Source organism: Aneurinibacillus terranovensis DSM 18919 (assembly GCF_000430625.1).
GTDB lineage: Bacteria > Bacillota > Bacilli > Aneurinibacillales > Aneurinibacillaceae > Aneurinibacillus_B > Aneurinibacillus_B terranovensis.
Window position 1 is genome coordinate 123,281 of record NZ_KE387172.1, and the last position, 14,397, is coordinate 137,677.

Here is a 14,397-nt window from a genome sequence, read left to right on the forward strand (position 1 = left end):
AAAAAAATAAGGACATGCATTCCAAACATGCTCAAGTAACTGTGCTCCACTGCAGGAACACAGTTAACTGGGCGTACTGTAGGTGATGTCCGTTACCCACTTCTCGTTCGGCTTGCTTGCTGTAAACTCACGGTTTAGCACGTTCTCTTGAACTGGCAAGGAGTGCTTAGAGTTGGTTGTCGCTTTGTATTTCTTTACCGTCTTGGAACGAATACCGTTCTCCTTCATGATACGAGTGACGGTACGCCGAGAGATGGATATGCCTTTTTGATGCAATCGTTCGGTCACCTTTGGGCTTCCGTAAAGCTGCCTGGACTGGTCATACACTTCCTTGACTTGCTCTGTCCATTCCTTGTGCTGACGTTCACGATTACTCTCAGGGCGCCTTAGCCACTTGTAATAGCCGCTACGAGAAACTTCCATTACGCTGCACATCTTCTCCAGTCGGTACTCGGAGCGGTGTTCGTAGATGAACCTATATTTTACCGACGGTCTTTCGCAAAGAAGTGCATCGCCTTTTTTAGAATGTCGTTCTCCTCCTGGAGATCACGAATCTGTTTTTGGAGTTCCTTCAGCCGGTTGTCTTCTGACTTTGGCCCTTGTACTGCAATGATTTCTGGCTCACTGCCATACCTTTTCACCCAGCCGTACAGGGTATTGGCGTTAATCTTTAACTCACGGCTAATCTCCGCTACCGCCTTCCCACTCTCCTTTATATATTGAACTGTTTGCTTCTTGTACTCCTCATCATGCTCGATCTTTTTCATAGACACAGACTCCTTCATTCAGGTTGGTGAATCTAGTATAATCTGTGTCTACTATTCAGTCTAACTGCACAGCGTGGTGTTCCGTTAGATGAAAATCCCGTTGGTGGTTCTTTTTCATTTCGTAAATTAAGTGGAATGATCGCTTGTGCGTTCAGTTCATGAGCAGCTTCATAATTCTTTAGCTGGTCATAGCCAGCATCCATCATGATAAATTCGATGTCGGTATTTGAAACTTCAGCCGCTTTATTCATCAATGCGGGTCCCATGTCGCCGTCATTTACATGAGCAGGTGTGACTTCTACAGCAATGGGAAGTTCACTTTCCGTATCAACGGCAAGATGAATTTTGTAGCCAAACCAGGTGATTTTGTTGCCATACGTATCGAACTTGGCACCCCACGTGGCATTTCCTGTGGTTTCAGACTTCTTCTTCGGCTGTTTTCGTTCATAAGCTTTAATAGCTGTACTATCAATAGCAAGATGATGGGTGGTCATCAAACCTTCGGTCTGACAAGAAGATACGAGACCATGAAATAACTGCTCAGCAATCTGTTTTTCCACCATATCCGCGAATACACGGCTGAGTGTAGAGACAGATGGAGCATCTTCATCCAGACGAAAGCCACATTGGTAGCGAAAGCGTACGTCCGTTGTAAGCGACGATGCAGCATAGTAAATGTCGTAATGCCTTCCATAGGTGCAGCCAGAAAAGCGCGTAGAATGGCTTCGCGGCAATATCCTGGTGCTCCTTGTGGGGTACGGCTTTTTAATTGTTTGGCATATGGACGTAAGTCCAAAGAAGAGAAAAAAATTTCTAGTCGCTCTTTTGATTCAAGTTGTAGCCATTCTTCAAAGGAAAATAGTGATTCTTGTAGAATATACATAGTGGACTTCCTCCTCTTTAGTGGAAGGGTTTAGTCACCTGTATTTCTTCTACAAGTTGGGGTGAAGTCCTTTTTTGTGGCTAAAAGAGCCTTGCGGCTCTAAGAGCGAAAATTATGCAAAACGCTCAACATATTAAACCATAAATTATTGAATACTTAATTAATTATAAATTAAAAGAAAAAATATGTATTTGTAAAATTTACACAAAAATATATAGTATTTAAGTTTGTTTTTTTGGTTATTTTTATAGCCGGGTGCTCCCATACGACCATTTACATTTACTTCAAAGATAAAGAACCGCTGCTTTATCAACTTTTAATGGGACCGCTACAATCACTTCGACAACAGATGAAGTCTGTACTGCGCAACACGGAGTTATCTTCTGACGACAGACTGAAATCCATCAGTAGGGTATTTATCCAATTCTGTCTCTTGAATCAGAATATGTATACCATCTTTTTCATGACGAGAGCAACACGAGTCGATGAGGAAGACCCGGTATTGGAGGTTAATAAGTTACGGAACCAGTTGTTTGGACTGATAAGGCAAGCGATTCAAGAGTGTCTGCAGGTATGGCAAGCAGACGACCTGGTGTTGGCGTACGCCCGCATACATTTCTTTACTTTGCATGGCATCGTTGGTACTTACACGAATTCCGACGAACCGTTCGACATACTGATGGAGAGGCTGACACCAACTTTTGATCTTGCAGTGGAAGTATTGTTGTTTGGATTCAAACAAACCGTGAAAATCGGGGCTGAACTTAAATGAAGATTGAACAGGTTTCGGAACAACCGCCGCCTCATTTTCCATCCCAAGCAGTGTGTTGGAGTAGGGGTACGAGAGAATGGTCAAAGGTAGTCCTATTCATATGAATTTACAATATTTATTCCGTTTGGAAGTAATTGCAATCTCGCTACTAAAGGGTGCATTTATATGGTGATTATGGTGATAAAATTAGCCAACCTGGCTTTACGGTTCCTCTTGGAACTGTGCGTCCTCGCAGCGTTGGGTTACTGGGGTTTCCAGACCGGAAGAGGACTGATTGTGAAGATCGGATTGGGCATCGGAGCTTCGCTGCTGGCTGCGCTGGTTTGGGGCACGTTCGGGGCACCCGGCGCCCAGGTTCCGGTGCGTGGACCGTTGCTCCTGGTTCTGGAGTTAGTTATCTTCGGGTTAGCCGCCGCAGCGCTGTACGCCACTCGACATCCTGTCCTGGCTGGGGCCTTTCTGCTGGCCGTGGTGATCAACCGTACCCTGATGTATGTGTGGGGGCAATGATAAAAGGGAGCTGCCGGCATGAGGCAGTGTTTATATTAGCCACCCGACCACGCATTACGTGTCAAGACGAGCGTCTCTAGGCTTTGGACACTCGTAACCAAGCATCCATCAAGCTGCCTACACCTTGTTTGACGTAGGTTATGCTCATGCTTCTATGAAGGACATTCCTCTAAAACCCCTATCCATTGAAATGGAATTTGTTTTAGAGGAAACAGCTAACGGGCCATTAGGAATAGCCTTCTAGAATTTTCCCGTTTTATCATCAAAAAAAATTTCGAAGGTCATCTTTGCTTAGTCAAAGGTGGCCATTTTATTTTGAGGAAAATAGAATATTTCCTTGCGTTAAAAGGGAATACCGTACTTTCCCGTTTACCACAACTGTTTGTCGGTACTGTCAAGGAGGTCAAGGGTTATGCACCCTCCCTAACCGAATTGTATCTAAATCAAACATGCTGATTTATAAAAAGACGTGCTTAAGGGAATATTTTCATATATTACTGTTGTACTTATTTTTCAGCCACCAACAGGTTACCCAAACTCAGGAGGCTTCTATGATTCTTAACAACGACCAACTACAAACCCGCGCACGCGAGTTTGCCTTGACAAATGAATTATGTGCAACCAATCGCCTAAACGTCCGATTCTGGCCAGCTTTTCGATCCGATATGTCCAGCCTGCGTACATTTGCCGAGCGACTAGCCAACAGCAGAGTTGAATGTATGCAACCTGCTGAAGACTGGTTGCTTGACCATATTGCCTTCTTGGAGATACAAGCGCAAGTGGTCATTGGAAAATTGCCGCGAGCTACCCTTCACCAGTTACCAAAGTTGCGGGATACTGGAATGCCACGCATCTATGCCATCTGTGATGATTATCTAGAGCATGTGGATGGGCATTATGAAGTACACTCGTTTGAGACGTACCTGCATTCGTACCAGGAAGTGTCTGTCCTCACGATTATGGAATGTTGGGCATTACCGACCGCCATGCGAGTTGTTATCATTCGTCGTCTTGCACAAGCTATGCGTGAGGTACGACACCGACACGAGGTATGCGATTCCGTTGCATCCTTACTAGAACGTATGGGCTCAACGGACATGTCGGATGACAAAATTCGCGCGTTATTGGAGCGCGAAACACGTAAACGCACCTTCAGTTCTACCGAAGTTGTTCATCTCGTGCTGCACCTGAGCGAATGGGAACCAGATATCCGAATAGTTCGGGACTGGCTAGCTGCATATGTGGAGAATAGTGAATCGAGCCTTGAGCAGATGGTCTCCTTTGAACACCAGCTTCAGGCGGAACTGCAGGTCACTTGTGGCAACCTGGTGCAAAGTCTGCATATTTTGGAGCGACAGCCGTGGCGTTTAACGTTCACAAAGATTTCCCACGTGGAACAAATCCTTCTATCTGACACAAGCAGTGAATATGAACGCATGGACTTTGCAAGCCGGGACTTGCTCCGTGGACGCGTTGCGGAAATTGCTCATCAGCTGAACGTTCCGGAAACCTTGGTTGCACAAACTGTCGTGTTGCTCGCAAAGCGCCGTCAGTCGGATACGTGTTCACCGGATGTACCATCGCGAGACGCATGTCTTGCGTATTACTTGCTCGATTCACACGGAATTGCGGCCACGCGCAGAGCGCTCTGCGAGGTGGCGCGCCCTCGCCGCTTACCGTACATTTCCATTCGCCGCCACCCATTATCCGTGTATTTATCGAGCGCAACTCTTTTATTTATCGGTTTGATGATGCTCGCTGGTGTCTGGATATCCTTCGGAATCACGAGTCGACCTCTGTCTTATCTAGCGATCTTTGTTGCGCTTGCTTTGCCTGTGAGTGAATGGGTTGTTACCATCGTGCACGAAATGATTGGTAAATGCTGTCGGCCCACCACGCTCCTGCGCTACGACTTTTCTGATGGTTTGCCCGAAGATGCCCGTACGATGGTAGTCAAGCCAGTCATTTGGTCGAATATCGAAGAAGTAGATGATGTGGTGGATCGACTGCTGGTTCACTACCTCGCGAACCGACAGCAGCATATCCATTTCGCAATCTTGGCGGACTTTCCTGATGCACCGACCGAAACGCGGGCAGATGATGAGAAGCTCCTAGCGCACGCTGTCGCTCGAATTCAGGCATTGCGGGCGAAATATGGGTCAGATCGATTTTTTCTATTTCATCGATCCCGTCGTTATAACTCAGTCGATGACGTGTATATGGGGTGGGAGCGTAAGCGTGGCAAATTGGTTGAGTTCGTTGAACTCTTGTCGGGTAGCGACGAGACCAGTTTTACGACAGTGTACGGACAAGCGGATGTCCTGCGAGATATCCGGTACGTGTTTACGGTCGATCACGACACACAACTCCCGATAGGCGTCGTGAGCCGCATGGCTGGTACCATCCACTTTCCGTATAATCGACCGCGGCTCAATGACGCAGAGACTCGTGTCATCGAAGGATTTGGTGTGCTGCAGCCCCGCATTGGGGTCAGTCTTGAATCTACACAAAAATCCCGTTTTGCGGCACTGTGGGCGGGGCGGCCGGGCATTGACCCGTATGCTTTTGCGGTCTCCAACCCATATCAAGATTTGTTTGGCCAGGCCATCTTTGTTGGCAAAGGCATCTTTGACGTCGAGGCGTTTCGAAAGACACTGGTCAACCGTATTCCGGATAATCATGTGCTCAGCCATGATTTACTTGAGGGTGGTTTTCTTCGCGCTGGGTTGACTTCCGACATCGAAGTTGTAGAAGAGCACCCAAGCACTTTTTACGCGTATGAGCGCCGTGCACATCGGTGGATGCGAGGCGACTGGCAACTCATCAAGTGGTTGGGTCGAACGTGTAATGGCCGCCATTGCGATGGGCAGCGCATTGATTTATGCGGACTGACACGTTGGCAAATCATTGATAATTTGCGCCGAAGTCTCATCGCTCCTGCACTTTTGCTCGTCGCGCTGCTTGGTGTGTGTGTGCTGCCTGGCCGGGAAGTGGTGTGGGAAACGATTGTGCTGTTGACAATTTTCCTCCCGTTCCTGCGTGCTATCGCGCATGGATTTCTAGGCCGCGGCGACATGCAGACGATTGGCGTCACTTTCCTACAGAGTGTCGTGCAACTCATGACCTTACCGTTTGCCGCCGTGCTTGCATCAGACGCCGTGCTACGCACCCTCTACCGAATGTTCGTGAGTCACCGCAAATTGCTGGAGTGGGTTCCGGCTGCACAGATGGATCGCCGTCCCGTAAACAGGCGAGTGTTTGCGTATGAGCCGGCTGGCTTCGTCGTCATTGCTCTATTTGTCGTGCTAACGTGGCTGTCCGGCGGGCCTACGAATTACGTCATCGGATTTGTTGCTTTGATTATTTGGCTCCTGTCTCGGCCGTTCATTCAGTACTTGAACCGTCCGAGAATCGAAGAGGGACGCACGTGGTTGGATGCTGCACGTCCGGAGCTAAGAGAATTGGCGCGACAAATATGGTCGTTTTATGAGCGGTATGTCACCGAGAACGAATCATGGTTGCCGCCTGACAATGTGCAGTATTATCCGCAGGAGACAATTGCGCATCGTACGTCGCCGACCAATATCGGGTTGTACTTGGCTTGTGTTATTGCTGCACGTGATCTAGAGTTCATTGACACCGCCATGATGGTGGAGCGCCTAGAAGCGTCGATGAAAACCCTCGTTGAAATGGAAAAGTGGAATGGGCACCTGTTTAACTGGTATGATACACGTTCAGCCAAACCGCTTGCGCCTCGGTACGTATCCACAGTTGATTCCGGAAACTTGGTCGCATATCTGATGGTTGTACAGCAGGGGCTTCGTCAGTGGGGCCAGCGGGATTCGGCATTGCAATCCCGCATTGAGCGGCTCCTGGAAGAAATTGATCAGTTCACCGAACAAACCAATTTTGAGTCATTGTACAACGCGGATGAACGCTTGTTCTGTTTGGGGTACCATGTCGACGCAAATCGAAAAGAGACCGTTCTGTACGATTTATTGGCTTCAGAGGCACGTCAAGCCAGCTTCGTCGCAATTGCCTTAGGGCAAATTCCGGTTTCTCACTGGTTTACCTTAGCTCGTACAATGACGTTGGCTGGAGGCTGCAAAACGTTCTTGTCTTGGTTCGGCACGATGTTTGAGTATTTGATGCCGAGTCTCATTATGCGGACATACCGGAACACCGTTTGGGACTCCACATATCGAGGAGTCATTTACCGCCAGCGGGAGTATGCCGATAGACATAGCGTGCCATTTGGCATTTCCGAAAGTGGCTACTATGCGTTTGACTATCAACTGAACTACCAATATCGGGCTTTCGGTGTCCCGGGTCTTGGATTGGAACGGGGCCTAGAACGGAACCTGGTCGTTGCGCCGTATGCCACTATCATGACCTTACCGTTTTCAGGGGAAGCAGGCATGGCAGCCTTGCGTAAGTTTGAAGATTTTGGTGCGAAGGGCGAGTACGGCTTTTACGAAGCGGTTGACTTCACCGTTCAACGACTGCCAGCCGGCAGTCGTCACGAGGTCGTTCAGAGTTTTATGGCGCACCATCAGGGCATGAGTATGCTGACGATTGTCAATTTGTTAGTGAATGATATCATGATCGAGCGATTCCATGCCGATCCACACGTGCGCGCAGCGAATTTGCTTCTGCAAGAGCGAATCCCGGTAAAGGCGGCACTGATTGAAGAGCCCCTCAGGCTTCATGAGGAGTTGCCGGAATTCAATGGACAGACAGACGATGCAGAGCGGACGTTTACCGAACCGACTCCTGTACCGGAAGTAAACGTGTTGTCCAACGGCCGTATGACCAGTGTCACCACAAATGACGGAAATGGCTTGCTTACATGGAATGGGCTTGCTGTTACGAGGTGGCGGGAAGATCCGGTTGTTGACACATCCGGTGTAATTGTTTATCTTCACGACGTCACTTCAGAGAAAACATGGAGCACGACGCGATTCCCATGTCGGACGGCAGAGGACTCCATCGCTGTGTTTCGGCTTGATAAAACGACCTACGAGGGGAATTATCAGGGTATTTCGTCCAAATTGGAATTGGCCGTATCCCCGGAGGTCGATGCCGAGGTACGGCGGGTTCAACTGATCAACAACAGCGATAAGGAGCGCACGCTTGAGGTGACGTCGTTCTTGGAGTTGGCGTTGGCGAGCCAATCAGCAGATAGGGCCCATCCGGCTTTCAACAAGTTGTTTATTCAAACGAGCCACGACGCTAAAGCGCAGTGCTTGTTGGCTAAGCGGAGACCTCGCGAAGAGGACGAGCAGGAGCTGTGGGCAGTTCACACTGTATACGTTGATCGCCACGAGGTAGGGGATTACGAGTTTGAAACGGACCGGGAGGCATTCATTGGCCGCGGCCATTCGTTACAAGCACCGAAGGCGATGTTCATGCGGCTGCGCGGCTCCGTCGGTTCTGTTACTGATCCGGCGTTTGCCATGTGCCGTCGTATCCACCTTGCACCACAGGAGACTGCCACTGTTTATATCGTGACGGGTGTTGCGGAAAGTCGGGAACAGGCGATCGAGATCATTCATCGTCTATGCGAGCCGGCGCAAGCGGACCGTACTTTTCACTTAGCATGGGTACGCACGCAAATCGATCTTCGGCATCTCCACCTGTCGCCAGTACAAGCCTCTGCTGCTCAGCACTTGGCGGGACGGCTTCTTTATACTCCGCCTCTGTCACGAGTGCGTCGGAATGCGATTGCTCACAATGCTTTAGGCCAGTCTGCCTTGTGGTCACATGGGATTAGTGGTGACGCACCGATCGTCACGGTGTGGATCAGTAACTTGGCGGATTTACCGTTTGTCACGCTTGTGGCCCGCCAACACCAGTACTTGTGTGCATTGGGGTTGGCAGTAGATCTCGTCGTGCTCGACGAGACCAATGATGGTTATCAGGATGAGATTATGCAACGGTTGCGTGAGAATCTCGCTGTTCGGGGGATTGGGGAGATGAAACGTATCGTGGGGCTCAAATTTTCTCAACTGTCAGAGGCTGAACGAACGCTCCTTTTTGCGGTATCCCGTGTCCTTTTACGAGCAGGTGGCCCAAGCTTACACGCACAATTGCAAATCAGCGAAGGTGAATTACGGCCATTGCCTGGCCTGCCATTGCAGCGCGACGCGAAACGTCAACATGTACCACATTTTCCGGACCAAGGCGAATTTTTCAATGGATGGGGTAGTTTTGTTGAAGACGGTCGAGCGTACCAGATTTATGTGCGGAGTGGAGAATATCTACCGAGACCGTGGAGTAATGTATTGGCCAATCCGAGATTTGGTTGCATCCTGACTGAACTTGGTACCGGTTACAGCTGGTGGCGTAACTCACGTGAGTGTAAACTCACGCCTTGGAATAACGACCCGGTGCTCGATCAGCCAGGGGAGTGTCTCTACTTGTGTGACCTCGACACCAACAGTATCTGGTCGGCAGCCCCCAAACCAGCTGGTGGGGAACGGACATATAAAGTCACACACGGGTGGGGGTTTAGTCGGATCGAACAAATGGATGGCGAAATTGTACACACGATGGAGACGACGGTTCCACTGGACGATCCGCTGAAAGTCATCAGACTCAAGCTACGCAATACGGGAGAAGACACGAAGCGAATTTCCGTCACGTATTACGCCGAGTGGGTTCTTGGGGTAATGCGGGAAAAACAGGCCCCCTTTGTCGTAACCGAGTGGGATAAGGAACATTGTACGTTACTTGCCAGGAACACGTACCAAGAGGAGTTTCGAGATGCTGTTGGTTTCCTGCACATGAACACAGGTGTGCTGGATAGTACATCGTATACCTGGACGGGGGACCGGACGGAGTTTATCGGCCGCGGCGGAACACAGGAATGTCCTGCAGCGCTATATAACAGAAAACTGTCCAGGCGTACGGGCACATTCTCCGATACGTGCGGCGCGGTTCAGACAGTTGTCGAACTGCCTGCAAAGGGTGACGCGACGATAACCATTTTGTTTGGCTGTGCATCCTCGAGAGAAGAGGTGAATTCGCTTATTCGTCAGTACGGTAGAGCATCTGCCTACGAGGATACGCTTGCAAGCGTGACGCGTTATTGGGAGCGCATCACCGGTCAGGTTAAGGTAAAAACACCAGATCGAGCGATGGACTTGATGATGAACGGTTGGCTTTTGTACCAAACGCTCACTTGTCGGTTGTGGGCCCGAACGGCGTTTTATCAAGCTGGCGGTGCATTCGGATTTCGTGATCAATTGCAGGACTCCCTTGCGTTCCTGCATACAGACTCATCCATCACCCGGCAGCAAATATTGCATAACGCTGCCCATCAGTATCAGGAAGGGGACGTTCAACATTGGTGGCACGATGAAACAAACAAAGGAATACGTACGCGGTTTTCCGATGATTTATTGTGGCTTCCGTATGCTGTATCCCGTTATCTGGAACACACGGGCGATGTCAATATTCTGAATGAAATCGTGCCATTCCTCCACAGCGACGTGCTTAAAGAGGGGGAATTGGAGCGGTATGAAGACACTGTGGTATCTGACGAGCGAGGTTCACTGTTGGAGCATTGCCTGCGGGCCATTCGCCATGCCCTTCGATTCGGAGAACACGGCATTCCGCTCATTGGCATCGGTGACTGGAACGACGGTATGAACCGCGTCGGTGCAAAGGGGCTTGGAGAGAGTGTCTGGCTGGGCTGGTTTCTACTCGATATCCTGAAGCGGTTTACGCAAATGGAGAAGGACGTTGTTCCCTGTCATCTAGTTGACAAGTTTAAGCAAACGTTGTGCGAATTAGAGCAGCACCTAAACGATCACGCATGGGACGGTGCTTGGTTTCGCCGCGCGTTTACCGACTCCGGGAAGTGGCTTGGGTCAAGGGAGAACAAGGAGTGTCGAATTGACGCCATCGCGCAGTCGTGGGCAGTGATATCGCAGGGAACATCGGCCGATCGACAAATGCGTGCGATGCGCTCGTTTGATCGTGAACTGGTGGACCGGGAATTGGACCTTGCGCGGCTATTGACAAAGGCGTTTGATGAAACGCAGCCAAGCCCGGGGTATATACAGGGCTATCCACCTGGGATTCGCGAGAACGGTGGACAATACACGCACGGCGTCATTTGGGGCATTGTCGCTTGGGCGATGTTGGATCGTCGTGATAAGGCGTTTGAGCTTTTTTCTATGCTCAACCCAATTTCACACACGCGAACATCACGTGAAGTCCGGACGTACGCAAATGAACCGTATGTGATGTCGGCTGATGTGTATACGGCGGATCCGCATCAAGGTCGGGCCGGCTGGTCTTGGTATACAGGAGCAGCCGGTTGGATGTACCAAGCAGGACTAGAGTATGTGTTAGGCGTGACACGCCGAGGAGATCGACTGTATGTTCAACCGTGTGTGCCGCCCGAGTGGGATTCGTTCACCATAGAGTACAGATATGGTGGTTCGACGTATTGCATTGAGGTAAACTGTGGGCAGTGTGGTAAAGTTCCATCAACATGGGTGGTTGACGGCCAGGAAACAATGAATCAGTCGTACTTGCGCCTTGTAGATGATGGCAAGGATCACAAAGTTCGGTTGGTATGGGAAGAAAATTGGAAGTTGATACGCTAAACGTAATTTCCCAAATGACGTTTGTTTAATTTAATTCATGTAGAAATTACACTGATTGAAATTTCACACCAGAAATGAACGAGATAAGTTAAATAAACCTATTTAACAAGGAGCTGTCCCATCGGTAGAAAAAACTACTTGTTGGGACAGCTCCTTCAATTCATTCTGAGTCATTCCTTTGCCCACAATCCCAAAAATATAGTTCTGACCGAGTATAAAAAGAATGACATTACTTACATCATCTGCAATTTCAAGTTTAAATTTTCAATTCACAAAATTTGTCGTGATGTTTAAAGCATCTGATTCGAAAAAAATGGGTTTTGAAAATTTTTTCTTTACACTTAATTCTTGTTCTAATATAATTTCTTTAATTCTTATAAATTTACTTTGTTTAAGGAGTGGAAAACATGGCTCAGACTTCTACATTGGTTAAAGTTTCTGCTGCAGGTAAGTGGGAATCCGGTGTCAAAACTAATATTTCTGTACGAAATTTCCCTACTTTTTCTATGGATGAACCCGTACAATTAGGAGGGGGTGATGCAGGGCCAATGCCACTGGAATATGTAGTTGCGGCTCTTAATGGTTGTAAGGGTGTTATGATTCCATTAATAGCCAAAGAATTAGATTTCACCTTCTCGGGAATCGATTTTGAAACCACTGGCATTGTTGATACCCGGGGACTACTGGGGGAAGAAGGCGTTTGCACGCATTTTCAAAAAATTCGTTTCCAAGTGAATATACAAACAGAAGAAAGTGAAGAGAGAATTGAACAACTGAAAAATGAAGTAGAGCGTAGATGCCCTGTACTTAATCTTTTTGTTGATGCCGGGATTAAAGTTGATACAAAATGGACTAAGAATTAAATACGATAATCCTAAGAAGTAGGGTGATTGTAGGATCTAAAATTGAATAAGGTCAATCATTAAAAAAAGGGTGGTACCCGTCGAATGAGTACCACCCCTTTGTTTTTCCAACATGCAGATTTTGATATGGATATAGTTTTTTTTCTAATTGCGGGTAGAAAAAAATACCTTATCTAAATTGTGTAATTACATTAAAGCCAAATGTGTTGTAATTCGTCATGTCGTCAAGAATAGCAGATGCATCATCAAGTGCAACCTTCCGTGAAACGAGCGACTTTGGATTTAGTTTTCCACGGGCGATTAGCGCTAGTAAGCCATCATATGCCGAACGGGGATTGCCAAGGCTTCCAACAATCTCTAATTCCATCGCAGTAATTGCATCGATCGGGAGGCCAACTAATCCACCCTCGTCCTCCTTATTTATAAAAAATATAGTTTAGCATTAATTAGTCAAGGTTTATCCAGATGGACTTCACTTGTGTGTATAACTCAAGTGCGTAGGAGCCCATTTCACGACCAAAGCCGGACTGTTTATAACCACCAAACGGGACTGCTGCATCGAATGCATTGTAGCAGTTTACCCATACGGTACCTGCTTCAAGTGCATGGGCAACTTTATGTGCTTTCCGTATATCTGTAGTCCATACCCCGGCGGCAAGACCATACTCGCTATCGTTTGCCCGCCGAATTATATCAGTAATATGTTCCTCATCATCAAATGGCATTGCGGCAACAACGGGCCCAAAAATTTCTTCCCTGGCGATTGACATATGATCTTGGACATCTGCAAAAATGGTGGGGGGTATAAAGAAGCCGTTAGTGTCTAATGGCTGTCCTCCGGTGAGCGGACTGGCTCCCTCTTCCACCCCTCTTTGCAAATAATTGGATACCCGTGTAAATTGCTTATCCGATACAAGGGGTCCAATTCGAGTAGACTCATCCATACCAGGTCCCTGTTTTAATTTAGACGCATAGCTTGTCATATCAGACAATACATTATCAAACACTTTTTTATGCACAAATAGACGTGATCCCGCACAACATACCTGACCCTGGTTAAAGAAAATACCCATCAAAGCGCCAGGAATCGCTTTTGTAAAATCAGCGTCTGGGAAAATAATATTTGGTGATTTTCCGCCTAATTCAAGTGACACACGCTTCAGATTGCTCGACGCCTGCTGCATAATTACCTTTCCGACTTCCGTTGAACCGGTGAATGCTACTTTACGTATTCTTTGATGTTGGACAATCGCTGCCCCGGCTGTTGGGCCATAGCCTGTAATAATATTGACAACTCCCTCTGGGAAGCCAGCTTCTTGAATCAACTCTGCCAGATAAATCGCCGAAAGTGGTGTTTGTTCGGCAGTTTTTAAGATAACGACGTTGCCGGTTGCCAGAGCAGCACCTAGTTTCCATGTGGCCATTAGTAAAGGGAAGTTCCATGGAATAATTTGGCCTACTATTCCGACTGGTTCGCGACGTGTGTACGTAAACAGGTTGACGCCAGCTGAATTATCGATTACTTCACCATGAATTTTTGTTGCCCACCCGGCATAATATCGAAAATGATCAATTGCAAGTGGAATGTCAGCATGACGTGTCTCTTGAATTGGCTTTCCGTTATCAAGTGTTTCAAGTTGGGCCAACGCTTCTGCATGTTCCTCCATTAAATCGGCTAGTTTCCATAGCAACTTGCCTCTTTCACTTGCCGTAACCTTTGACCATGAGCCTTTCAATGCACGTTCTGCTGCCTCGACCGCCCGGCTCACATCCTCTTTATCCGCTTCATATACGGTGGTAATAACCTCACCTGTGGCCGGATTTGTAGTATCAAACGTTCTACCCGAGAGCGACTCAACAAATTCTCCACCAATAAATAACTTTTTCGGACCATCATGCAGAAAAACTTCTACACGTGAGTCAACTGCAACTGTAGTCGTTTTTTCCATTCTGTTTCCTCCTCGTGAATTTTTTCTTTGTACCT

Annotated in this window: 9 protein-coding genes and 1 pseudogene; 4 read left to right on the forward strand and 6 right to left on the reverse strand. The window is 48.0% G+C overall.

What is annotated here, in order from left to right:
- Nucleotides 1-63: 63 nt before the first annotated feature.
- From H525_RS24605 to H525_RS26655, 3 genes and pseudogenes are all read right to left on the reverse strand, one after another.
- The gene (locus H525_RS24605) at nucleotides 64-435 is read right to left on the reverse strand and encodes an IS3 family transposase (protein WP_081413476.1); all 372 of its coding nucleotides are present in this window, start codon (nucleotides 433-435) and stop codon (nucleotides 64-66) included.
- Between the two features lie 47 nt (nucleotides 436-482).
- Nucleotides 483-767, reverse strand: coding sequence for a transposase (locus H525_RS0117410; RefSeq protein WP_027417227.1), 285 nt, complete (start codon nucleotides 765-767; stop codon nucleotides 483-485).
- 62 nt (nucleotides 768-829) lie between these two features.
- Nucleotides 830-1,650 (reverse strand): annotated as a pseudogene (locus H525_RS26655) (transposase); the annotation flags it as partial.
- 463 nt (nucleotides 1,651-2,113) lie between these two features.
- Between H525_RS26655 and H525_RS25805 the strand changes: the two are divergent.
- Both H525_RS25805 and H525_RS0117430 read left to right on the forward strand, forming a co-directional pair.
- Nucleotides 2,114-2,422, forward strand: a complete 309-nt coding sequence (locus H525_RS25805) for a hypothetical protein (RefSeq protein WP_155837403.1) — start codon at nucleotides 2,114-2,116, stop codon at nucleotides 2,420-2,422.
- Between the two features lie 165 nt (nucleotides 2,423-2,587).
- A complete protein-coding gene (locus H525_RS0117430; protein ID WP_051331132.1) occupies nucleotides 2,588-2,932 on the forward strand; it encodes a YrdB family protein in 345 nt (114 codons plus the stop codon).
- A gap of 1,805 nt (nucleotides 2,933-4,737) precedes the next feature.
- Here H525_RS0117430 and H525_RS28765 read toward each other — a convergent pair.
- Nucleotides 4,738-4,980 (reverse strand): hypothetical protein, encoded by a 243-nt coding sequence (locus H525_RS28765; protein WP_245590513.1) that lies wholly within the window; start codon nucleotides 4,978-4,980, stop codon nucleotides 4,738-4,740.
- A 219-nt stretch (nucleotides 4,981-5,199) separates the two neighbouring features.
- On the opposite strand from H525_RS28765, the gene H525_RS0117435 reads away from it, so the two are divergent.
- Both H525_RS0117435 and H525_RS0117440 read left to right on the forward strand, forming a co-directional pair.
- On the forward strand, nucleotides 5,200-11,550 hold the full coding sequence (locus H525_RS0117435) for a GH36-type glycosyl hydrolase domain-containing protein (protein ID WP_425387729.1): 6,351 nt from the start codon (nucleotides 5,200-5,202) through the stop codon (nucleotides 11,548-11,550).
- Nucleotides 11,551-11,957: 407 nt separating this feature from the next.
- Nucleotides 11,958-12,413 carry an OsmC family protein gene (locus H525_RS0117440; protein WP_027417230.1) on the forward strand — a complete coding sequence of 152 codons (456 nt, stop codon included), beginning with the start codon at nucleotides 11,958-11,960 and terminating at the stop codon, nucleotides 12,411-12,413.
- A gap of 169 nt (nucleotides 12,414-12,582) precedes the next feature.
- Here H525_RS0117440 and H525_RS0117450 read toward each other — a convergent pair whose 3' ends face one another.
- A complete protein-coding gene (locus tag H525_RS0117450) occupies nucleotides 12,583-12,780 on the reverse strand; it encodes a hypothetical protein (RefSeq protein ID WP_027417231.1) in 198 nt (65 codons plus the stop codon).
- 79 nt (nucleotides 12,781-12,859) lie between these two features.
- Nucleotides 12,860-14,362, reverse strand: coding sequence for an aldehyde dehydrogenase family protein (locus H525_RS0117455; RefSeq protein WP_027417232.1), 1,503 nt, complete (start codon nucleotides 14,360-14,362; stop codon nucleotides 12,860-12,862).
- Between the last annotated feature and the right edge of the window lie 35 nt (nucleotides 14,363-14,397).